The organism is Ruegeria sp. G2, from assembly GCF_056533505.1.
Map to the genome: position 1 here is coordinate 69,433 of NZ_JBQFON010000002.1, position 21,541 is coordinate 90,973.

Genomic DNA, 21,541 nt, shown 5'->3' on the forward strand with positions numbered 1-21,541 from the left:
TTTGCGACCAACAAAACCCCTTATTCTGCCGCCTCCGCCTGAATGAACCCACCCGACTGGCGGTGCCAGAACCGGGCATAAAGCCCGCCACGTTCCAATAGCGCCTCATGTGTTCCGCTCTCGACGATATGCCCATGATCCAGAACGATGATCCGATCCATCTCGCTGAGCGTGGAGAGACGGTGCGCGATCGCCAGAACCGTTTTACCCTGCATCACCCGGTGCAGCGCGGTCTGAATCGAGGCCTCGACCTCGGAATCCAGCGCCGAGGTCGCCTCGTCCAGAACCAATATTGGTGCGTCTTTCAGGATAGCACGGGCCAAAGCGATTCTCTGCCGTTGTCCGCCACTGAGTTTCACGCCCCGCTCACCCAGATGCGCATCATAGCCCCTGCGGCCTTGCGCGTCCTCAAGCCCGAGGATGAATTCATGCGCCTCGGCCTTGGTCGCGGCCTCAATCAATTCAGCCTCAGTCGCGTCAGGACGGCCATAGAGGATGTTCTCGCGCGCCGAGCGGTTGAACATCGCAGTTTCCTGCGTCACCATCCCGATCTGTTGGCGCAGACTGTCCTGTGTCACTTGAGAGACATCCTGCCCGTCAATTGAAATGACGCCATTTTCCCCGTCATAGAGCCTAAGCAGCAGTGAAACCAAAGTGGATTTCCCCGCACCCGAGGCCCCGACAATGCCCAGCTTCTCACCCGGAGCTGCGGTGAAATGCAGGTCAGACACGCCGCCCACATCGCGGCCATAGGCAAAACTGACATGGTCAAAGGCGATCTCACCTTCCGAGACCACTAGGGGAGTCGCATTCAGGGCATCTTCGACCCGGTCGCGCTTGGTCAAGGTATGCATCCCGTTCTCGATCTCGCCAACATTGGCGTATAGGCCCATCAACGTGAAACTGACCCAGCCGGTCATTTGTGAGATACGGATCGCCACGGCGCCAGCCGCTACGATATCCCCAGCAGTCGCGCCGCCCATCCGCCAAAGCCACAGCGTCGCACCGATCAGCAGGACTGGCAGAACCCCGGCTAGCGTCATCAGGATGAACCGGAAACTGGCCGACAACTTGCCGAATTCCAGCGACCGTTCTCGCAGGTCGACCATAGAGTTGCGCGCAGCGTGGTCTTCGAATTCCGAATGAGCGAACAGTTTGACCGTCTTGATATTTGTAATCGTGTCGACCACTTGCCCCGACACCATCGCTCGTGCTCCGGCCCGCGCGGCAGAGCGCACACGAATGCGTGGAAGATACCAGCGCACCAGCAGGAAGTAGACAACCAACCAAGCGGCGAACGGGACCATCACAAGCGGATGAATAGACCCTAACAAAAGCAATGACCCCGCAAGCGAGGCCAAGGCGAACACAATCGCGCTGATGGTTTCGGACACCACCTGCGTCATCGCATTTGAGGTTTGCATCTGTTTTTGGGCAATCCGCCCGGCGAAATCATCGTCGAAATAGGTCACCGATTGACCCAGCGTCCAGCGGTTCAGCTTGGCTAATACCAGTGATGTGATGTTGGGCATGACGATGTAGTTATTCGCGATCGATGACAGCCCAAACAGCGCGGGACGCAACAGCATGAAGAATGCGACAGCACCCAAAATGATCGCAAGATTGCCGCCGGTCAAAAACGCGTCTGGCCCGCTGGTTGTAGTCAGATCGATAACCCGCCCCAAGACCCAGGCGGTGCCGGCCTCCATAGCGCCTGCGATTGCCGAGAACGCAGCAGCGACGAATAGCATCGGCCAGGCGCCGGACAGGCTCCAGCGAATGAACGCCCCCAGCGTTTGCGGCGGGGGCGTTTCGATGTCTTTGAACGGTTGGATGAGGTCGGCAATCCTCATTCAGCGGCCTCCGGGTTCAGGAAGCCCCCAGATTGCCGCGCCCAGAACTGGGCGTAAAGCCCTCGTTGCGCCAGCAATTCGGAATGGCCGCCCTGTTCGACGATGCGACCACCATCCATCACCAGAATGCGATCCATCTGAGCAATCGTGCTGAGCCGGTGCGCGATGGCGATCACGGTCTTGCCTTGCATCATGCCGTAGAGTGTTTCCTGTATCGAGGCTTCGACTTCGGAATCTAGGGCAGATGTCGCCTCGTCCAATAGCAAAATCGGCGCGTCTTTCAGGATCACCCGCGCCAGCGTTACACGCTGCCGCTGACCGCCCGACAGTTTCACGCCCCGCTCGCCCACATGCGCATCATAGCCAGTGCGGCCCTCCGGGTCTTGCAGATCGAGGATGAACTCATGCGCTTCGGCCTGTTTGGCAGCGGCCACCATCTGCTCTTCGGTTGCATCAGGTCGGCCATACAGGATGTTGGCACGAACAGAGCGGTGCAACAGAGCGCTGTCTTGCTGGACCATCCCGATATGGCTGCGCAGGCTGTCCTGCGTAACCTTCGAGATGTCTTGACCATCGATCAGGATCGCGCCTTTCTCGACGTCGTAAAACCGCAGAAGTAGCTTTACTAGAGTCGATTTTCCGGCCCCCGACCGCCCGATCAGGCCAATCTTTTCGCCTGGCCGGATGGTCAGATTGACGTGATCTAAACCACCAGTTTCGCGCCCATAATGATGCGACAGGTCGCGGATTTCGATCTGGCCATTGCCCAGCCGCAAGGATTTCGCATCAGGCTCATCCAACAAGTCGATGGGCTGTGCAATGGTCTGCATCCCTTCGGCAACGATGCCCAGTTCCCGGAAGAAGCTGGTCAACGCCCACATGATCCATCCGGTCATGGCATTCAGCCGCAGCGTCAACGCAGTGGCGGCGGCCACCACACCAACCGTAGCGCTACCTTGCGCCCAAAGCAGGATCGCCCAACCGACGACTCCCACGATCAGCACACCGTTCAACGCAACCAGTGCGGCATCCATGATGGTGAAAATCCGCATCTCGATCTGGAATGTGCGGCGGGTTTCTGCAATCGCCTCGCGCGCATAATCCTGTTCCTGCATGTCATGGGCAAACATCTTGATGGAGTGAATGTTGGTATAGCTGTCCACCACGCGCCCTGTTACGGTCGAACGCGCATCGGACGCGGCTTGCGACGCGGGTCCGACCCGCTTGACGGTCCACCGCACCAAGGCCCCATAGAACACCAACCAAATCAATAACGGCAGCAACAGGCGCGGATCAGCCGCCATCAGCAATATGGCCGCGCCGATCATGTAGGCGATCGAGAATGAAATCGCGTCAAAGACCTGAAACACCACCTCGCCCGCAGCGGGTGGGGTCTGAACAACCCGGTTGGCGATACGGCCGGCAAAGTCATTTTCGAACCAGCCAACCGATTGACGCAACACATGTTTATGGGCCCGCCAACGGATCAGCGTGCCAAAGTTCGGCAGGATCGTGTTGTTGAGCAGTAAGACGTCAACCAGCTGCAGAATGGGACGAATGAACAGGATCAGCGCGGCGACCACGATCAGTTCGGTCCCGTGCGCCTGCCAGAATTCAGCGGGTGAGCTTCCCAGCAGGTCCACGACACGGCCCATATAGAAGATCAGTCCGACCTCGACCGCAGCAACGATCACGGACATCAGTGCGGCCAGCACGAAAACGCGTTTGAAAGGCTGCGAATAGCCCAACATGAAAGGCCACAGCCGCGTAGGTGGGGTATCTACCTGTTCATAGGCGACAAAAGGGTCAATGAGGTTTTCGAAGTAGCGAAACATAGAGAGTGCTCCGATTGAGCAAAAAATAGGTCATGCGATGAAAGATGGCGCCAGAACACCACCCCTACGGGTCAAAGTGTTCCGGGCTTTAGCCGAACCAGATCCCGTAATACATTCGCATTCCTCCCTCCATATGAGTCAGGCGCACCCTGCCAAATCAAATCGGGTTTGTCATCCCCTTTTGAGACTTCAATTTATTCCGCCAGCAATTCTTCGCGTCTAAGCGTGAAATCCGACGCGATCCACCGCGCCTCAAGCTCGGCCAGTTTTTTGCCCAGCGCGGGACCCGAGAAGGCTGGGATCAAATCCGACGCCTTAATCGGGAAACTGGCTGCGGCCCCATGTTGCAATGCTTGGCTCAGGTCTTCTGACCATGGCTGTTCAAGAAATGCGTGGCGCAAAAGCGTCTCGTGCAAACCGCCTTCCGAGCCATAGCGGTAACCCAGTTCCGCGACGCTGGTCATCGCCATCGCTTCGTCGCGCATCCGGGTCAGTCTTTGCAGTTGCGCACGGCTGAGGCGCAGGGTTTTTGCGACTTCAGGCGGTGCAATCGCGGCCAAACGGCGAATCGCTTCGGGCGTGGCGTGGGCGTCTTGTTCCAGCTGGATCAGGATCGCCAGAGCCCGGTAATCTGCCCCGGGCAAAAGCTGCGCCAAAACACCGGTGCTGTGCATGGCGGCAACCGACGGCGCGGGGTCAGGCGCAGCGAGAAGTTTCAGCATCTCGGCCCCGACCCTTTCGCGGGAAAGTGTCTCTAACCCGTCCAAATTCGCAGCAATCGCATCCAGCGCATCGGGGTCGAAGCCCTGGTCTGCATCACCGTACCAAGCGTGAAAGCGGAAGTATCTGAGCGATCTCAGGTAGTCTTCGCGGATGCGATCACTGGCCTCACCGATGAAGCGCACGCGACGCGCCTGTAGGTCCGGTAAACCGTTCAGCGGATCAAGGATCGTGCCGTCAGGTCGAGCGTAAAGCGCGTTCATGGTGAAATCACGACGCGCGGCGTCTTCTTCGACCCTGTCTGAAAAGGCCACAACCGCACGTCGACCATCCGTTTCGACATCACGGCGGAACGTCGTGACCTCATGAGGAATACCCTTGCTGACGACGGTTACCGTGCCATGTTCGATCCCAGTCGGGATTGGTTTCAGCCCAGCCTTCTGCGCCAGTTCCATAACCCGCTCGGGCTTTGCATCCGTGGCAATATCGATGTCTGAAACCGGTGCGTGCAGCAGAGCATTGCGCACACAACCACCGACGAATAGCGCCTGCGCCCCACCGTTAGTCAGTGCGGCGCACACATCCTGTGTGGCTTGTTCGGTTAACCAATCTTCTGTGATCCGCTTCATTCACTCATCCGCGCTGCCAGTCCCCGCAGCATCCGCGCCGTTGCTCCCCAGATGTAGTAGGGGCCATAGGGCACAGCATAGTAATACCGTCTTTGGCCGCGCCAACGGCGCGACTCGACGACATAATTCTCTGGGTTCAAGACATGCGCAAGCGGAACTGAGAAGACCTCATCCACTTCGCCCGGTTCGGCGATGGTTTCGAAGCTGGCTTCAAGGATCGCAACAACAGGCGTGACCGAAAAGGAGGTTACGGTTTCATGGGTTGGCAGACGGCCCAGTATGCGCGGCAATTCGGGTGGCAGACCGATTTCTTCTCGGGCTTCGCGTAAGGCGGTGGCCGTGACATCCGCGTCACCTTCATCCTGTTTTCCACCCGGAAAGGCAATCTGGCCCGGGTGGTGCTTCAACGCCGAAGAGCGCTTGGTCAGGATCAACTGCGACACATCGCCGACTATGGAAATAGGCACTAACACACCCGCAGGGCGCAATTTGCGCCCCGCAGGCAGCACCGTCTCCGGGTTCAGATCAAAGTCACTGGACCCATCGCCATTACGACCCAGAGCCGCTGTCAGTTCCGAGATCAGATCACGCGCCATCCGGACCTTCGGCCTCGAACCCGACGGTCGTTGGATCCAGCACGTAATGCGCACCGCAGAATTGACAATCTGCTGTGACGGTGCCTTCGTCCGTGGTCATTGTCGCAATATCCTGCGCCGAATAGATCGACAGGCTTTGGCGCACGCGATCTTCGGAACAGGTGCAGCCGAATTTTACCTGCTGCGCATCATAGACGCGAGGCTGTTCCTCATGAAACAGGCGCACCAGAAGGTCGGTTGGCGCAACGGACGGCCCGATCATCTCCAGATCATCTACGGTGTCGAGCAGGATGTTAACGCGATCCCAGTTCTCGCCCTCTTCACCATCCACCAGATCCGAGGCGGTCAGAATCTCTCCGCTGCCTTCCCCGGATGCGGCAAAGGGCGAAGCCTTGGGCATGTGCTGCAACATAATCCCGCCTGCGCGCCAGTGTTCCCCGACACCGGGCTCGGTCGATTTGCCGAAGCTCAGTGAAAACCTGGTTGGCAGCTGTTCAGACTGTGCAAAGTAAGCCTCGGCACAGGCGCTCAGCGATCCACCGGCCAATGGCGTGATGCCTTGATAGGGCTGCGTGCCTTCGCCCTGATCGATCATGATGGCGAAATAGCCCTCACCCACCTGGTCGAAGGGGGCGGCATCAGTCAGCCGATCACGATCAAAGCTGGCATAGGCACGGATCTGCGCGGGCTCACCTTCTTGCTGCGGTGCGTAATAATCTGTTGCGATCATCCGCACAGCACCCTTGGACTGCACCTGTAGGGACAGCTTCCAGCGCAGCGATACTGTCTGCCCGATCAATGCGGTCAGCAGGGCCATCTCGGCCACCAGCGCCTCGACCACCTCAGGGTAGTCGTGCTGTTTCAGGATGCCGTCCAACACACCGTCCAGCCGCGCCACGCGGCCACGCATGTCCGATACATCGAGTTGAAAGGGCAGGACCGTGTCGTCCCACGCGATTTTGGTTCCAATAGACATGGGGTTTCCTTAAGCGCCACAGGTTGGCATACCGCCACCATATAGGTTGAACAGTTTTGGTTGAAAGGGGCCTTACATGATCAGACGGTTCGGTGAAAGCCCCGAGGCAGATCGTAAATACACCCGGCGAGTCGGCGTTTATGCTTTGCTACCTCAGGGCAACCGTTTGTTGCTGACCTGTCAGCTGGAACCTGGCCCCGATCTTCAGCTGCCGGGCGGTGGCATCGATCCCGGGGAATCACCCATTACGGCGCTTCACCGTGAGGTTTACGAAGAAACCGGTTGGCTGATCGCCGCACCCCGGCGAATGGGTGCGTTTCGGCGATACACCTACATGCCGGAATACGACCTGTGGGCCGAGAAAGTCTGCCTAATCTACCGCGCCCACCCCGTCCGTCGCCTAGGCCCTCCGACCGAAGACATTCATGAGGCCATTTGGATGGAGACCGCAGATGCCGTTCATCTGTTAGGCAATGACGGCGACGCCCATTTCGCCCAGCGCCACCTGCATGGGCTCTAAGGTCCGTTATATTCGAAAAACACGGCAGAGACGTCATCGGTCATGCCGCTGTCTGGCGACATCACCTGACTGAGTCGCCAGAACATATCCTCAAGGAATTCCGGCCCTCCGTTATCTTCAGCGCACTCGACAGCCATTGACCTAAGCCCGTCTTCGTCCAGCAAACTGCCATCGGCGAGCTGACATTCTGTAAACCCGTCCGAGTGCAACAGCAGCTTGTCGCCCGGCTGCATATAGGTTTCGGTTTGCTGAAACTGTGCTTCCGGCAGCAGACCAATTGGCAACCCACCTTCGCCCAAAAACTCGGTTTTGCCATCATGGCGCATCAGCAGCGGATGCGGGTGACCTGCCTGCACCATTTTTAGATGTCCGTTGCGAAGATCAACGATGGCATAAATCATCGTAAAATACTCTTCGATCCCGGTGTCGGCGATCAGACGGGAGTTGAGCAGAGACGCGACCTCTTCGGGCGGTAGCAAGGCGTAGAATTTGTTGAACCGGCGTTCCATCGCGATGTTCTGGTTGAAATGCGTGCTGGACAAATACCCGCCAAGTCGGGCCGTCATCATCGCAGAGGTGATCCCATGGCCTGAGACATCGATACTATAGAACCCCAGCCGATTAACACCGGGTGAGAACATTCCAACAAGATCGCCGCCGATATGCCCACAGGGTTTCAAAAGCAGGCTGACCTGAGATTTACCGAAGGTTCCCTTCAACTCTGGCACCAGCGATTCCTGAATCTTTCGCGCCTGTATCAGGTCTTTATCGATCGCGTCATGGGCGAGCTTCAGCTCGTTCAGCGCGGTTTCGATCAGCTGGTTTTTGCGCGACAGCTCGCGCTGCATGTCCAGAATACGCGCACCAGCCGAGATGCGCGCACGCAGTTCATCCGCCTCAAGAGGTTTGATCAGGAAATCGTCTGCGCCTGCGTCTAGCCCTTTTGCGACCTCCTGCTTTTCACTTTTTGAGGTCAGAAGGATGAAATAGCTATATTGATCACTATCCAGCTCTCGGAAGGCGCGACAGAACTCCAGCCCGCCCATGCCGGGCATAACCCAATCGCTAAGCACCAGATCGGGCGTATCGGTTGCGCAATACTCAATCGCAGCCTCGCCGCTATCGGCCTCAAGAACTTCGAACCCCCACTTCTTCAGCGAGGCCACCAGAATGCGTCGCTGCAGACGGCTGTCGTCTACAACAAGAACCTTACGGATCGCGCCAAAATCCAGCTCGACCCGGGTCTCAACATGACTGGCATCCGGCACCATGAAGTCCCTGTACTTGCTCAACTCTCCAGTTGACAAAACGCTAAGGGCGTCAACTTAACATCCGATGAAAGATCGAGCAGCCAAAGTTTAACTCCTCATTTACCCGCAGCAGGATACCAAAATGCAACCGCAAGAGGGTGGCATGATTCAGTGGTCCAGAGTCAGACAGTTACGTGATGAGGTCGGCGCAGAAGAGTTCGATGAGGTTGTCGATATCTTTCTGGACGAGGTTCAGGAGGTCATCAAGAAGCTGCGCGATGATACGGCCCGGATCGAGATCGAGCAGAACCTGCATTTCCTGAAAGGCAGCGCATTAAGTCTTGGGTTCGACAGCTTCTCGAAGCTATGTCAGGACGGCGAGCGCCGGGCCGCTGCGGGCGACGGCGCTGCAGTCGATCTGGGTGAAATTTGTACGGCTTATGACGCATCGAAAGCCTTGTTTCAGGCGGGCCTCGCCGAAAACCTGCTCTAAATTACAAACTGCGCCAGGGTCTCGTCCTCAGTGATATCTGTATACGTGAACCCTGCGTCATCCAGATGCGCGAACAGACGCATAAAATTCTCGGGTTTGCGGGTCTCTATTCCGATCAGAACAGAACCAAAGTTGCGCGCCGATTTTTTCATGTATTCAAATCGTGCAATATCGTCCTCTGGGCCAAGGATACCCAAGAACTCTTTCAACGCACCTGGGCGCTGCGGTAGTCGTAGGATGAAGTATTTCTTCACGCCTGAATAGCGCTGCGCGCGCTCTTTCACTTCAGGCAGGCGCTCGAAATCAAAATTGCCTCCAGAAGTCACGCAGACCACTGTCTTGCCACGGATAAAGCTCTGGACATCGGCAACCGCCTCAATCGCCAAGGCACCAGCTGGCTCCAAAACGATGCCTTCGACATTCAGCATCTCGATCATGGTGGTACAAATCCGATCCTCGGACAGGACCAAAACATCTGACAGGTGACGATCCTTCAGCAGCTCAAAGGGTTTCGCACCAATTTTTCCGACCGCCGCGCCGTCTACAAAATTGTCCACGTGGTCCAACGCCACCGGATGTCCCGCTGCCATTGCCGCATGCAAGCACGCGCCGCCTTTTGGCTCCACAAATAAACAATGCGTCCGGCCCCCAAACCACGTCGCGACCCCCGAAGACATTCCGCCACCGCCAACAGGCAGGATCACGTGATCAGGCACGCCGCCCAATTGCGCTTCGATCTCAACCGCCAGAGAGGCCTGTCCCTCGATCACATCAGCATCGTCGAACGGAGACAAGAAATGCCCACCCTGCTCTTCACACCAGGATTGAGCGGCGGACAGGGTATCGTCGAAATAGTCACCGGTCAGATGTATCTCGATATTGTCACCACCAAAGATACGGGTTTTCTGTATCTTCTGCTGCGGCGTTGTCACCGGCATGAAAATCACACCCTTCACGCCCAGATGCTTGCACATATAGGCCACGCCCTGCGCGTGATTGCCTGCGCTGGCACAAACGAATAGCTCCTGCCCCTGCTGCTTGCGCATCGCATTGAATGCGCCGCGGATCTTGTAGGACCGCACCGGGCTGAGGTCTTCGCGCTTGAGCCAGATATCCGCGCCATAACGTTCGGACAGATGGGCATTCCGCTGTAGAGGCGTTGCTGGAAAAACAGAGCGCATCGCCTGTTCGGCAGCGCGGGCACGGGGCATGAAATCAGTCATGTCGATTTCCCTGCCCGATCACCGCTGAAAGGGCAAGGAATACATATGTGTACGGGCTCAGGACAACTCGCGTTTCTCGATGAACACACCATAGATCGTCGTCAGGATGCTAACATTGATCAATGGGACGATCAGCATGCTCGCAAACAAGACAATGAAGATACCGATGATCGGGACGAACAGCAGCAGTGATGCCAGCAGCTGAAGCAACAATTGGAAGAGGATGGACAAGACGACCAGAAGTGCGATTGCTCCGCTTGCGCCAGTGGTCGCCTGCCAAGCTTCAGACAGCTTTAGCGGTTTTCCGATCGCTGCGGCGGGCAAAATCGCGGAGGCCCGATAGAAGCCGATGGTGAGAAAGATAATCAAACCCAGCCAAACCAGAATTCCTAGCACTGCAGAGGCTTGCGCCATCATGCTCATGATCAACGTCCCCGGTATCATGATTATTAGAGCGATTAGGCCGAGCATCAGGAGACGCCCGAAATAGGCGAGCACACGGTCGAACCTGAAAGACGGAACCAAACCGCTTGGATATTCCTCAAGAAGAACAAAGCGGTGCCACGACACGACAATCCATAGCATGACCCCAAAGATAACGATCATAAAGCAGAGCAGAAATCCGGTGAAGGATGCCGCCGTTACACCGTCAGGAAAGCCAGTGGTTTCACTGTTAAATTCTTCAAAAGGGATGCCGAACAGAAAGAACAAGCCGATTGCTAGGAAGCCGCCAATCAACGCTGGTACAACAGAAATCTGCAATGCCTGTGTCAGATTCCTAAGAACCATTCTCACCGAATGCACGAATATCTCTAATCCCAGCATAAAAACCGCCCTCTCAACTATTCCTTGTTCTCTAACGGACCGTTTCACCTCAATTCCCGCCCTGCGTCAATCCACACAGCTTGCCCCCGCGTCCAAAACCCGCTAGGGGCCAGTCGTTCTACGCATAAAGGGAAGTCAGATGTCCGCGCCCAAGAAAGTTGTTCTGGCCTATTCCGGTGGCCTTGATACCTCAATCATTCTGAAATGGCTGCAGACCGAGTATGGCTGTGAGGTCGTGACCTTCACCGCCGACCTGGGTCAGGGTGAAGAGCTTGAGCCTGCCCGCAAAAAGGCAGAGTTGCTGGGGATCAAGCCCGAGAACATCTATATCGAGGACATCCGCGAAGAATTCGTCCGCGATTTCGTCTTCCCCATGTTCCGCGCCAACGCGGTTTATGAAGGTCTATACCTGCTCGGTACGTCCATCGCGCGACCTCTGATCTCGAAACGTCTGGTTGAGATTGCTGAGGCGACCGGTGCTGATGCCGTCGCCCATGGCGCGACCGGCAAGGGCAACGATCAGGTGCGGTTCGAACTGGCGGCTTACGCGCTGAACCCCGACATCAAGGTTATTGCTCCATGGCGCGAGTGGGACCTGACCAGCCGCACCCGTCTGCTGGAATTTGCCGAGGCGAACCAGATCCCGATCGCCAAGGACAAGCGCGGCGAGGCTCCGTTCTCGGTTGACGCAAACCTGCTGCACACCTCGTCCGAGGGTAAGGTTCTGGAAGACCCTGCGGATATGGCGCCGGATTATGTCTATCAGCGCACAGTCCACCCCGAGGATGCACCGAACGAGCCCGAGTTCATCGAAATCGGCTTTGAAAAAGGCGATGCGGTCAGCATCGATGGCGAGGCGATGAGCCCCGCGACCATCCTGACCAAGCTGAACGAATATGGCGGCAAGCACGGCATTGGCCGTCTCGATCTGGTCGAAGGCCGTTTCGTTGGCATGAAATCGCGCGGTATCTACGAAACACCGGGCGGCACAATCCTGCTGGAAGCGCATCGTGGCATCGAATCCATCACCATGGACCGGGGCGCGATGCACCTGAAGGACCAGCTGATGCCGCAATATGCCGAGCTGATCTACAACGGCTTCTGGTATTCGCCTGAACGTGAAATGCTGCAGGCCGCGATCGACAAGTCTCAGGAACATGTCACCGGCACCGTGCGCGTAAAACTGTACAAAGGCCTGGCCTCAACCGTGGGCCGCTGGTCGGATCACTCGCTCTATTCCGAAGCACACGTGACCTTCGAAGAAGACGCCGGTGCCTACGATCAAAAAGACGCTGCGGGCTTCATTCAACTGAACGCGCTGCGCCTGAAGCTCTTGGCTGCGCGTGACAAGCGGTTGGGTTAAGAAAATGGGCAGCGCAAGCTGCCCACCCTCAGTTCTTATGCCGCCCGCTGTTCGTGGACAGGGGCATTATATGCTGATTTCGTAAGGTTGATTCCGTACTCAGCGTCAGCCTTGCGGACGTAACTCTCCGAAGAAACAGCGATAGGTTCATGGTTGGACGCTTTGAGTGTCCAACGCCAGTATCCTGCGTTGTCTTTGTAAAGAACGAAATACATTTACGCGTCTCCTAGTACTCTAGAACGCGGTCCCAGCGGGAATGCCGGAACCTACAAGGACGCCGCAACATGCTTGACGGGACTCGCGATTTCGGTGAGAATCGCAGTGTCTTCAGTAGACAGAATGCCCGTTTGCGGCAGTCATGGGGTACCTATGCCAGTAGGTACCCCTTATGATTCCGCCTCTGCACCTCAGAGTCGAGTCTTTTTCTATGTTAGATAACAACATCTTGTGTGGCATGACGTGGCGCACACAGCATGATCTACCACATTTAGCCCGATTCCTTGGACCCAGAAGACTGCGCAACTTTCCGGTTCCCGTTTGGTAAGTCTTGCAGGTTTTGACCTTTTGTCTTTACGCATACGTCAAGTTTGAAAGGAAACACCATGCTGCAAGACATCGCCGACGGAATTCAGAAAGGTCTGAATGGCAAGGGCTTTGACGGATCACTGAAATTCGATTGTGGCGAGGATGGCGTGATTGTTCTGGCCGACAACACTGCCTCAACCAAAGATCGCGAGACCGATTGCACCATCCGTATCTCGCGCGAGAACCTGACCAAACTGCTGACCGGTAAGCTGAACCCGATGACCGGGGTGGCGCTAGGCAAGCTCAAGATCTCGGGCAATATGAATGTGGCGATGAAACTGGGGCAGTTGCTGGGCTGATAAACTCGTCTCACCAGCGCGTGACAAATCATGTCAGCACATTGCACAAGCGCAATCCAGCGGGCAGCTTGGTTTCGGAAGGAGACCTGCCATGACCCGGACCACTTACCTTGATTGCCTGAAACCTTCGCTTCTGTTTGTGCTGATCCTGTTGGTCGCAATGCTGCGCGCCTTGCCAGCCCTTGCGGCGGGGACAGAAACGCTGACCGTAGCCGGGGGTTGTTTCTGGTGTGTCGAATCCGATTTCGAATCAGTGCCCGGGGTAATAGGTGCAGTTTCGGGTTATACGGGCGGTACGACCGAGAACCCAACCTATGATCAGGTCTCAAAAGGCGGAAGCGGGCATTACGAGGCGGTGCAGATCACCTTCGATCCCGCCCGCGTTTCCCGTGAAACCTTGCTGAACATGTTCTTCCGTTCGGTCGATCCAACGGACGCGGGAGGTCAGTTCTGCGATCGTGGTGAGAGTTATCGGACCGCCATTTTCGTCTCTAACACAGGGGAAAAGGCGTTGGCGCAGCAGGCCAAGAGCAGCGCGCAAAACGCGTTGGGTCAAACGGTGGTCACACCGATCCTGCAGGCCGGCACGTTTTATCCGGCGGAAGCCTATCATCAGGATTATTACAAGGGCGACAAGCTGGTCCTGACCCGGTTTGGTCCCAAGCGCCAAAAGAACGCGTACAAAGCATACCGCAAAGCCTGCGGTCGCGATGCGCGCGTCAAGCAATTGTGGGGAAGCGAAGCACCCTTTGCCGGTTCCTAATCCAGCTGCGCTTCGCGTACCTCTTTTAGATCAGGAATAACATCAGCTGTCCCGTGCCGCGTGACCATCAGGGCCGCGGCACGGTTTGCTTGTGCAATTACCTGCTCCATTGGCATGCCCCGATCCATGCCCGCCAGCACATAGCCGGTAAAAGTGTCACCAGCACCCGTGGTATCCACGGCGTTGACCTTATGCGCCCGAAACGCCTGTGGTTTATGACCCCGCTGATAATACCGCGCACCTTTTGAGCCAAAGGTGACGATAACATGCTCGACCTGCAGGTCTGACGGGGCCAGGCCCGTTGCATCCTGCAACTGCTCGGCCTCAACCTCGTTCAGGATCAGAAAATCCAGATAGGGCAGAACCGCCTGTACCGCTTCGGCTTGAAATGGAGCGGCCGCATAGCACACGGTCAGCCCCATTTCGCAACCCAGTTTGGCGGCCTCAATTTGAGCATTGGTTTCGTTCTGCATCACCAGCAGGTCACCCGAAACAGCCGAGGACAACGCCTGTCCAAGTTGGTCGTTAGAAATGACGTGATTTGCACCCTGAAACAGCACAATCAGGTTTTCGCCCTGCGCATCCACCGCAATGATGGCGTGACCCGTAGGTACATCCACCTCAGCAATATGCCGGGTGTCCACACCATATTCGGTCAGCCTATCTCGCGCCCAAAGGCCATCTGACCCGACCGCGCCGATATGCGAAACCCGTGACCCCGCGCGGGCCGCAGCCACCGACATGTTGGCCCCTTTACCGCCCAGAAACCTTTGCAACCCGCTGGCCGCAAGAGTTTCACCCGCCGCGGGCAAATGCGGCAGGGCATAGACCATATCCGCGTTGATAGAGCCTAGGTTCCATATCGTCATGATTTACCCAATATCGCAGGAGGCCAGAATGGCCATGTTCAGAATGTCATTCGCGGTCGAAACCGTCGAACAGATCTGGATCGGCTTATCAACGCCGGACAGGATCGGACCGATTACGGTGGCTCCACCCATTTCCTGCATCAGCTTGGTCGAGATCGAAGCCGAGTGTCGTGCGGGAACAATCAGGATATTGGCTGGTCCGGTCAGGCGTTGGAACGGATAAGCTTCCTGCTGATCCACATTCAGGGCCACATCAACCGTCATCTCCCCTTCGTACTCGAAATCGACGCCGCGCTCGTCCAACACTACCGGAGCACGGTGCATCTTCTCAGCACGTTCAGACACCGGGTAACCGAAGGTCGAGAAACTGACAAAGGCCGCCCGGGGCTCAAGCCCCATATGACGCGCCACCGCTGCGGCGCGTTCGGCGATATTGGCCAGATCGTTCTCATCCGGCCATTCATGCACCAGCGTGTCGCCAATCAGGACAATCCGTCCTTTGTGCAGCAATGCAGTAACCCCCGCCGCGCCATGGGCGGCATCGGCGTCAAACACATGGTTGATGCGGTCCAGAACATGCGCCGACTTGCGCGTTGCGCCGGTCACCAGGCCATCCGCATGACCATGCGCCAGCATCAGAGACGAAAAGACGTGTCGGTCCCGCGCAGCGAGGCGGTGAATGTCCTTGTGGTCAAACCCTTTGCGCTGCAGCCGTTGATAGAGAAAATCCTTATAGGCCTCGAGATGTAAGGTATTGGCCGCGTTCACCACCTCAATCTCGCGCACCGCGTCCCCAAGACCAGCGGCTTCGAGCTTTTCTTTGACATCGTCCGGTCGTCCTACAACCAGCGCCTTCCCAAAGCCCGAGCGTTGGTACATGACGGCTGCGCGCAACACGCGCGGATCGTCGCCCTCGGCAAAGATCATCCGGCTTTGCGCCTGACGCGCACGTGCGTTCAGGCCGCGCAAGATGCTGGCCGTCGGGTCCATGCGGGATTTCAGGCTCAGCTCATAAGCGTCCATATCGATGATCGGACGTCGCGCCGCGCCGGTATCCATACCAGCCTTGGCAACCGCAGGCGGGATACGGTGAATCAGTCGCGGATCAAACGGGGTCGGGATGATGTAGTCGCGCCCAAAAGTAAGCGACTTGCCGTAGGCCATTGCTACTTCATCCGGCACATCTTCACGCGCCAATCGTGCCAGCGCATGGGCGCACGCAATTTTCATCTCGTCATTGATCGCACGGGCATGAATATCCAACGCGCCGCGGAATAGATAAGGAAAGCCCAGAACGTTATTCACTTGGTTCGGATAGTCGCTACGGCCCGTCGCAACGATCGCATCAACGCGGACCTCATGCGCCTCTTCCGGTGTGATTTCGGGATCGGGGTTCGCCATCGCAAAGATGACCGGATTGTCGGCCATGCTGGCCACCATATCCTGCGTCACAGCCCCTTTGACCGACACGCCAAGGAAGACATCCGCGCCCTTCATGGCATCTTCCAGAGTGCGTAGATCGGTCGAGATCGCGTGGGCTGATTTCCACTGGTTCATGCCCTCGGTCCGGCCCTGATAGATCACGCCCTTGGTATCGCAGACAATGCAGTTCTCATGCCGCGCGCCCATTGCCTTAAGCAGTTCGATACAGGCGATCCCAGCAGCACCTGCCCCGTTCAGTACAATTTTCACATCTTCGATCTTCTTGCCCGAGATATGCAGGGCATTCAGCAAGCCCGCTGCACAGATCACCGCTGTTCCGTGCTGGTCATCGTGGAAGACTGGGATATCCATCTCTTCCTTCAGGCGCTGTTCGATGATGAAACACTCAGGCGCTTTGATGTCCTCAAGGTTAATACCGCCGAAGGTCGGCCCCATCAGACGCACCGCGCGGCAGAATTCATCAGGGTCTTCGGTATCCAGTTCGATATCGATCGAGTTCACATCAGCGAACCGCTTGAACAGGACCGATTTGCCTTCCATCACCGGTTTTGAGCCCAGCGCGCCAAGATTCCCAAGGCCCAGAACGGCGGTGCCATTCGAGATCACAGCAACCAAATTGCCCTTGTTTGTATAATCATAGGCGGTCTCGGGCGCTTCAGCGATGGCTTCACATGGAACCGCAACGCCAGGGCTGTAGGCCAGCGACAGATCGCGCTGCGTGGTCATGGGAACAGTGGCCTGCACCTCCCACTTGCCGGGGGTCGGGTCGAGGTGAAAGGCCAGCGCCTCTTCTTTGGTGATCTTCGCTTTGGGCATCTTACAGGTCGTTTCCATGACTTAAGGGCTTTTGCCTCATAGCGCAGGCGGGGCCGCGCCTCAACGAGAATGAGTTTTCGGCTTTTACAGAAGATGCGGGATTTGTAAGGTCGCGCCCGGAACACGCCATAAGGGGGCCGCCTTTGTCCACAGTCACGCCGATGATGGCACAATATCTTGAGATCAAAGTGGCTCATGCAGACGCCCTGTTATTTTATCGCATGGGCGATTTCTATGAGATGTTCTTTGAAGATGCCGTCAACGCGGCCGAAGCGCTGGACATCGCCTTAACCAAGCGCGGAAAGCATAACGGAACCGATATTCCGATGTGCGGCGTGCCCGTGCATTCTGCCGAAGGGTATCTTCTGACCTTGATCCGCAAGGGCTTTCGTGTCGCAGTCTGTGAGCAGTTGGAAAGCCCGGCGGAGGCGAAGAAAAGAGGCTCTAAATCAGTTGTTAAGCGCGATGTTGTGCGCTTGGTGACTCCGGGAACATTGACCGAAGACGCCTTATTGGAGGCGCGGCGTCATAACTTTCTGGCCGCCTACTCCCAGGTACGGGATGAGGCTGCACTGGCGTGGACAGATATTTCCACGGGCGCGTTTCATGTAATGCCATTGACCTCCGTACGCCTCAGCCCCGAACTGGCGCGGCTTGCCCCGTCCGAGTTAATCGTGGCCGACGGGACGGAACAGATGTTGCAGGAACCGGTGCGCGATCTGGGCATCTCATTAACCCCAGTGGGACGTGCCAGCTTTGACAGCACAGCCGCCGAAAAGCGCATCTGCGGCTTGTTTCACGTCGGTGCGCTGGATGCATTCGGAAATTTCGGCCGCGCCGAGATTTCGGCCATGGGCGCGCTGATTGACTATTTGGAGATCACACAGAAAGGAAAACTACCCCTTCTGCAAACTCCATTGAAAGAGTCCGAGGACCGGGTAGTGCAAATAGATGCGGCCACACGTCGTAATCTTGAACTGACCCGATCCTTGTCCGGTGGTCGCGCGGGCTCTTTGCTTTCGGTGGTTGATCGTACTGTGACACCTGGTGGCGCGCGATTGCTGGAACAGCGCCTATCCAGTCCTTCGCGCAATCTGGACGTCATTCATGCCCGACTGGACGCCGTGAGTTTCGCTGCCGAAGACAGTCTAATTGCTTCGGATCTACGCGAAGCCCTACGTAAAACACCAGATCTGGACCGCGCCCTATCTCGTCTGTCACTGGAACGCGGTGGTCCCCGTGACCTGACTGCCATTCGTAACGGGCTGACTCAGGCTGTTGCGATTGCCGGAATTTGCGAGGGCCAGGATCTGCCGATCCTGCTGGCAACTGCTCTGCAGAACCTCGTAGGATTCGATGATCTACTGAACCTACTCGATGAGGCATTGATTGCTGAACCACCCCTACTGGCGCGCGACGGTGGATTTATCGCTCCGGGTTTTGACGCCGAGCTGGACGAGGCCCGCACGCTGCGCGACGAAGGCCGTTCTGTTATTGCAGGGTTTCAGCAAAAATATGCGGAACACACTGGCATCACCTCGTTGAAGATCAAGCACAACAACGTGCTTGGCTATTTCATTGAAACCACGGCCACCCATGCCGAGAAGATGCTGAACCTGCCATTCTCTGAGACTTATATCCACCGCCAGACCACCGCCAATCAGGTGCGATTCACAACTGTGGAACTGTCCGAGATCGAAACCCGCATCCTGAACGCAGGAAATCTGGCGTTGGAGATTGAAAAGCGGCTCTATCAAAGGCTTTCTGACGAAATTCTGGACCGTGCCGCCCGACTGAACCAGGCGGCTCGAGGTCTGGCAGAACTGGATCTGACTACTTCTTTGTCTGATCTAGCGCGTGGGGAAAGCTGGTGTCGTCCGCAGGTCGACAGCTCGCGCAGCTTTGAGGTGGAAGGTGGACGTCATCCGGTTGTTGAATACGCGTTGCGCCAGCAAGGCGGCGATGCATTCATTGCGAATGATTGCGATCTCAGCGCTGTAGATGGCGCCGCCATCTGGTTGCTGACCGGGCCGAACATGGCCGGTAAGTCGACCTTCCTGAGGCAGAACGCGCTGATTGCCTTGCTTGCTCAGATGGGCAGTTATGTCCCTGCTGAGCAAGCGCATATCGGGGTGGTCAGCCAGCTCTTCAGCCGCGTCGGCGCCTCAGATGATCTTGCGCGCGGTCGATCAACTTTCATGGTCGAAATGGTTGAAACCGCAGCCATCCTCAACCAGGCCGACGACCGCGCGCTGGTCATTCTTGATGAAATCGGCCGAGGCACTGCCACCTATGACGGGCTTTCGATCGCCTGGGCCACGCTGGAACACTTGCACGCCGCCAATCAATGTCGCGCTCTATTTGCAACGCATTACCATGAATTGACGGCTCTGGCAGGAAGTCTGGAGGGTGTGGACAACGCCACAGTAGCCGTCAAGGAATGGGGGGGAGAGGTGATCTTCCTGCACGAGGTCCATAAAGGTGCCGCCGACCGATCTTATGGTGTTCAGGTTGCTCAGCTTGCTGGCCTGCCCGCTTCGGTGGTAGAACGCGCGCGTGTTGTTCTGGACCAGTTGGAAAAAACTGAGCGCGAAGGCGGCAAGCAAAAAGCCTTGATCGACGATCTGCCCTTGTTTTCAGCCGCTCCGCCGCCGCCACCTCCCGCCCCCAAGGCAACACCCGTTACGGATATGCTCGACGAAGTCCTGCCGGACGAATTGACCCCGCGCGAAGCCCTTGACCTGATATACAAACTAAAAGAGGCGGCCAAATCCTGACCGCCCCTTCATCTTTTCAAAAATACTCTCGCCGAAGGCTTGGCTTCTTTGAAGCCAATCAGCCCGCAGGCATAGACGAAACACCTACCTGCGCCGGGCGCAACAGGCGGTCGTGTAGCATGAAACCTTCTGCCGAAACCTGAATGATGTCGCCTGCTTTGGTGCCAGGAACCGGTGCCTCAAACATCGCTTCATGAACGTTCGGATCAAATCGATCGCCCACCTCAGGTGTAATTACTTCGATCCCGTGCTTCTGGAATACGTCCTTCAGCGCGCGCATGGTGAGTTCGACACCTTCCAACAAGCCGGCAGCAAGCTCTTTTTGCTCATCGGTCGCGGCTTCGAGCGCTCTTTTCATGTTGTCATAGACCGGCAACATGTCACGCGCCAGCTTGGATCCACCGTACTGCTCGGCATCCCGACGTGCCTTATCGCCACGCTTACGGGCGTTTTCAGCGTCGGCAAGCGCTCGCATGAATTTGTCTTTGTAGTCGTCGCGCTCTGCGCGCAATTCGTCCAACTCCAGAGCTTCATCGCTGATCTCAGCAAATTCCTCGGCCAGCTCTTCTGCTTCTGCGGACATGATGTCGTCCAGAAAATCTTCGTTCTTGGGCTCTGCCATCTCTTACCCTCTAGCTCCGGTCGGAAATCAGCTTCCCAACCAGTTGCGCCGTATAATCCACGATCGGCACGATCCGTCCGTAATTCAGACGTGTGGGCCCGATGACCCCAACCGCACCGATTATCTTACGATCAGCGTTCATATATGGAGACACCACCAAAGAGGAACCCGAAAGTGAGAAAAGTTTGTTCTCAGAGCCAATAAAAATGCGCACACCCTCACCTTCCTCGGTCAATTCAAGGAATTCAGCGATGTCACGTTTGCGCTCAAGGTCATCAAACAGGGTGCGGATTCGATCCAGCTCCTCAGCCTGACCCGGCTCATTCAGTAGATTCGCGCGTCCGCGCACGATCAATCGAGCCGAGTCACTGCCATCCCCGTCCCACGCAGCAATGCCGCTTTCGACCATCTCACGCGCCAAAATATCGATTTCCTGCTTCCGCGCATCTATCTGCGACAGCATCTGGCGACGCACTTCGCTAAGCGTACGCCCTTCGATCAGCGCATTGAGGAAGTTCGCAGCCTCGCGCATCGAACTTGGTGTCTGACCGGGTGGAGGCGTAAACAGCCGGTTTTCCACCTGCCCGTCAGAGAACACCAGAACCACCAAAGCGCGATCATGACCAAGCGAGACGAACTCGATATGCTTGATCTCAGCCTCATGTTTGGGTGTCAGAACCAGCGAAGCGCCTTGTGTCACGTGTGACAATGCCGATCCCACACGATCTAACATTCCGCCAACATCGCCTGCGTTAGAGCCTAATGTTTCGTCCAGCTTCTGCCGATCATCCGCGCCCAGATCGCCCATTTCAAGCAATCCGTCGACGAACATCCGCAGCCCCTGCTGCGTCGGAATCCGACCAGCACTGACATGCGGGCTGTCCAGCAGGCCCAGGAATTCCAGATCCTGCATCACGTTACGCACGGTCGCCGCGCTGACTTTTTCCGAAAGCGTGCGTGTCAGAGTGCGGCTGCCGACCGGCTCACCGCTGTCCAGATAGCTTTCGACGATCAGCCGGAACACCTCACGTGACCGGTCGTTCATCTCGCTCAGAATTTTGCTCGCTTCGCTCATCGGCAATCC

The 21,541-nt window shown here is 56.9% G+C and carries 19 protein-coding genes; 6 read left to right on the top strand and 13 right to left on the bottom strand.

The window, feature by feature from the left end:
• Nucleotides 1–20: 20 nt before the first annotated feature.
• The 5 genes from ACR0DU_RS04985 to hslO form a co-directional block, all read right to left on the bottom strand.
• Nucleotides 21–1,853, bottom strand: coding sequence for an ABC transporter ATP-binding protein (locus tag ACR0DU_RS04985; RefSeq protein WP_480872816.1), 1,833 nt, complete (start codon nt 1,851–1,853; stop codon nt 21–23).
• On the bottom strand, nt 1,850–3,688 hold the full coding sequence (locus ACR0DU_RS04990; protein ID WP_480872818.1) for an ABC transporter ATP-binding protein: 1,839 nt from the start codon (nt 3,686–3,688) through the stop codon (nt 1,850–1,852). The genes ACR0DU_RS04985 and ACR0DU_RS04990 overlap by 4 nt, the downstream gene beginning before the upstream one ends.
• Nucleotides 3,689–3,882: 194 nt before the next feature.
• Entirely contained in the window at nt 3,883–5,037 is a 1,155-nt protein-coding gene (locus ACR0DU_RS04995) for a CCA tRNA nucleotidyltransferase (RefSeq protein WP_480872820.1), read from the bottom strand.
• Nucleotides 5,034–5,633: a CoA pyrophosphatase gene (locus ACR0DU_RS05000; RefSeq protein ID WP_480872821.1), complete on the bottom strand. Its 600-nt coding sequence runs from the start codon at nt 5,631–5,633 to the stop codon at nt 5,034–5,036. The genes ACR0DU_RS04995 and ACR0DU_RS05000 overlap by 4 nt, the downstream gene beginning before the upstream one ends.
• A complete protein-coding gene (hslO, locus tag ACR0DU_RS05005; protein ID WP_170780059.1) occupies nt 5,623–6,609 on the bottom strand; it encodes an Hsp33 family molecular chaperone HslO in 987 nt (328 codons plus the stop codon). The genes ACR0DU_RS05000 and hslO overlap by 11 nt, the downstream gene beginning before the upstream one ends.
• A 76-nt stretch (nt 6,610–6,685) precedes the next feature.
• On the opposite strand from hslO, the gene ACR0DU_RS05010 reads away from it, so the two are divergent.
• A complete protein-coding gene (locus ACR0DU_RS05010) occupies nt 6,686–7,129 on the top strand; it encodes an NUDIX hydrolase (protein ID WP_170780060.1) in 444 nt (147 codons plus the stop codon).
• Here ACR0DU_RS05010 and ACR0DU_RS05015 read toward each other — a convergent pair.
• Nucleotides 7,126–8,400 carry a PP2C family protein-serine/threonine phosphatase gene (locus ACR0DU_RS05015; protein ID WP_480873284.1) on the bottom strand — a complete coding sequence of 425 codons (1,275 nt, stop codon included), beginning with the start codon at nt 8,398–8,400 and terminating at the stop codon, nt 7,126–7,128. The two genes, ACR0DU_RS05010 and ACR0DU_RS05015, sit on opposite strands and share 4 nt — an antisense overlap.
• Before the next feature lie 121 nt (nt 8,401–8,521).
• On the opposite strand from ACR0DU_RS05015, the gene ACR0DU_RS05020 reads away from it, so the two are divergent.
• Complete coding sequence (locus ACR0DU_RS05020; protein ID WP_480872823.1) at nt 8,522–8,872, top strand: Hpt domain-containing protein; 351 nt, start codon at nt 8,522–8,524, stop codon at nt 8,870–8,872.
• On the opposite strand, the gene ilvA is transcribed toward ACR0DU_RS05020, so the two are convergent.
• Entirely contained in the window at nt 8,869–10,095 is a 1,227-nt protein-coding gene (gene ilvA, locus ACR0DU_RS05025) for a threonine ammonia-lyase IlvA (RefSeq protein ID WP_480872826.1), read from the bottom strand. The two genes, ACR0DU_RS05020 and ilvA, sit on opposite strands and share 4 nt — an antisense overlap.
• 57 nt (nt 10,096–10,152) lie before the next feature.
• Nucleotides 10,153–10,920, bottom strand: coding sequence for a hypothetical protein (locus ACR0DU_RS05030; protein ID WP_480872828.1), 768 nt, complete (start codon nt 10,918–10,920; stop codon nt 10,153–10,155).
• Between the two features lie 139 nt (nt 10,921–11,059).
• Between ACR0DU_RS05030 and ACR0DU_RS05035 the strand changes: the two genes are divergently transcribed.
• Nucleotides 11,060–12,283 (top strand): argininosuccinate synthase, encoded by a 1,224-nt coding sequence (locus tag ACR0DU_RS05035; RefSeq protein WP_480872829.1) that lies wholly within the window; start codon nt 11,060–11,062, stop codon nt 12,281–12,283.
• A 35-nt stretch (nt 12,284–12,318) separates the two neighbouring features.
• Here ACR0DU_RS05035 and ACR0DU_RS05040 read toward each other — a convergent pair whose 3' ends face one another.
• On the bottom strand, nt 12,319–12,498 hold the full coding sequence (locus ACR0DU_RS05040) for a DUF1508 domain-containing protein (RefSeq protein WP_170694862.1): 180 nt from the start codon (nt 12,496–12,498) through the stop codon (nt 12,319–12,321).
• 387 nt (nt 12,499–12,885) lie between these two features.
• On the opposite strand from ACR0DU_RS05040, the gene ACR0DU_RS05045 reads away from it, so the two are divergent.
• Entirely contained in the window at nt 12,886–13,167 is a 282-nt protein-coding gene (locus ACR0DU_RS05045; protein WP_170780351.1) for an SCP2 sterol-binding domain-containing protein, read from the top strand.
• A 91-nt stretch (nt 13,168–13,258) separates the two neighbouring features.
• Nucleotides 13,259–13,930: a peptide-methionine (S)-S-oxide reductase MsrA gene (gene msrA / locus ACR0DU_RS05050; RefSeq protein WP_170780064.1), complete on the top strand. Its 672-nt coding sequence runs from the start codon at nt 13,259–13,261 to the stop codon at nt 13,928–13,930.
• Here msrA and ACR0DU_RS05055 read toward each other — a convergent pair.
• Together ACR0DU_RS05055 and ACR0DU_RS05060 are read right to left on the bottom strand one after the other, a co-directional pair.
• A complete protein-coding gene (locus ACR0DU_RS05055; protein ID WP_480872831.1) occupies nt 13,927–14,799 on the bottom strand; it encodes a ribokinase in 873 nt (290 codons plus the stop codon). The two genes, msrA and ACR0DU_RS05055, sit on opposite strands and share 4 nt — an antisense overlap.
• Nucleotides 14,800–14,802: 3 nt before the next feature.
• The gene (locus ACR0DU_RS05060; protein WP_480873286.1) at nt 14,803–17,058 is read right to left on the bottom strand and encodes an NADP-dependent malic enzyme; all 2,256 of its coding nucleotides are present in this window, start codon (nt 17,056–17,058) and stop codon (nt 14,803–14,805) included.
• 161 nt (nt 17,059–17,219) lie between these two features.
• On the opposite strand from ACR0DU_RS05060, the gene mutS reads away from it, so the two are divergent.
• Entirely contained in the window at nt 17,220–19,835 is a 2,616-nt protein-coding gene (mutS, locus tag ACR0DU_RS05065; protein WP_480873288.1) for a DNA mismatch repair protein MutS, read from the top strand.
• A 58-nt stretch (nt 19,836–19,893) separates the two neighbouring features.
• Here the strand turns inward: mutS and ACR0DU_RS05070 are convergent, their stop codons facing one another.
• Nucleotides 19,894–20,457: a nucleotide exchange factor GrpE gene (locus ACR0DU_RS05070; RefSeq protein WP_010442968.1), complete on the bottom strand. Its 564-nt coding sequence runs from the start codon at nt 20,455–20,457 to the stop codon at nt 19,894–19,896.
• 10 nt (nt 20,458–20,467) lie between these two features.
• Nucleotides 20,468–21,532 carry a heat-inducible transcriptional repressor HrcA gene (hrcA, locus tag ACR0DU_RS05075; protein WP_010442969.1) on the bottom strand — a complete coding sequence of 355 codons (1,065 nt, stop codon included), beginning with the start codon at nt 21,530–21,532 and terminating at the stop codon, nt 20,468–20,470.
• Nucleotides 21,533–21,541: the final 9 nt, after the last annotated feature.

Bases quoted from the DNA above. Each gene is read 5' to 3' on its own strand.
- msrA (WP_170780064.1), top strand. From the start codon at position 13,259: ATGACCCGGACCACTTACCTTGATTGCCTGAAACCTTCGCTTCTGTTT.
- mutS (WP_480873288.1), top strand. From the start codon at position 17,220: ATGATGGCACAATATCTTGAGATCAAAGTGGCTCATGCAGACGCCCTG.
- ACR0DU_RS05000 (WP_480872821.1), bottom strand. From the start codon at position 5,633: ATGGCGCGTGATCTGATCTCGGAACTGACAGCGGCTCTGGGTCGTAAT.
- ACR0DU_RS04985 (WP_480872816.1), bottom strand. From the start codon at position 1,853: ATGAGGATTGCCGACCTCATCCAACCGTTCAAAGACATCGAAACGCCC.
- ACR0DU_RS05035 (WP_480872829.1), top strand. From the start codon at position 11,060: ATGTCCGCGCCCAAGAAAGTTGTTCTGGCCTATTCCGGTGGCCTTGAT.
- ACR0DU_RS05010 (WP_170780060.1), top strand. From the start codon at position 6,686: ATGATCAGACGGTTCGGTGAAAGCCCCGAGGCAGATCGTAAATACACC.
- ACR0DU_RS04995 (WP_480872820.1), bottom strand. From the start codon at position 5,037: ATGAAGCGGATCACAGAAGATTGGTTAACCGAACAAGCCACACAGGAT.
- ACR0DU_RS05030 (WP_480872828.1), bottom strand. From the start codon at position 10,920: ATGCTGGGATTAGAGATATTCGTGCATTCGGTGAGAATGGTTCTTAGG.
- ilvA (WP_480872826.1), bottom strand. From the start codon at position 10,095: ATGACTGATTTCATGCCCCGTGCCCGCGCTGCCGAACAGGCGATGCGC.
- hrcA (WP_010442969.1), bottom strand. From the start codon at position 21,532: ATGAGCGAAGCGAGCAAAATTCTGAGCGAGATGAACGACCGGTCACGT.
- ACR0DU_RS05015 (WP_480873284.1), bottom strand. From the start codon at position 8,400: ATGGTGCCGGATGCCAGTCATGTTGAGACCCGGGTCGAGCTGGATTTT.
- ACR0DU_RS05040 (WP_170694862.1), bottom strand. From the start codon at position 12,498: ATGTATTTCGTTCTTTACAAAGACAACGCAGGATACTGGCGTTGGACA.
- ACR0DU_RS05020 (WP_480872823.1), top strand. From the start codon at position 8,522: ATGCAACCGCAAGAGGGTGGCATGATTCAGTGGTCCAGAGTCAGACAG.
- hslO (WP_170780059.1), bottom strand. From the start codon at position 6,609: ATGTCTATTGGAACCAAAATCGCGTGGGACGACACGGTCCTGCCCTTT.
- ACR0DU_RS04990 (WP_480872818.1), bottom strand. From the start codon at position 3,688: ATGTTTCGCTACTTCGAAAACCTCATTGACCCTTTTGTCGCCTATGAA.
- ACR0DU_RS05055 (WP_480872831.1), bottom strand. From the start codon at position 14,799: ATGACGATATGGAACCTAGGCTCTATCAACGCGGATATGGTCTATGCC.
- ACR0DU_RS05060 (WP_480873286.1), bottom strand. From the start codon at position 17,058: ATGCCCAAAGCGAAGATCACCAAAGAAGAGGCGCTGGCCTTTCACCTC.
- ACR0DU_RS05045 (WP_170780351.1), top strand. From the start codon at position 12,886: ATGCTGCAAGACATCGCCGACGGAATTCAGAAAGGTCTGAATGGCAAG.
- ACR0DU_RS05070 (WP_010442968.1), bottom strand. From the start codon at position 20,457: ATGGCAGAGCCCAAGAACGAAGATTTTCTGGACGACATCATGTCCGCA.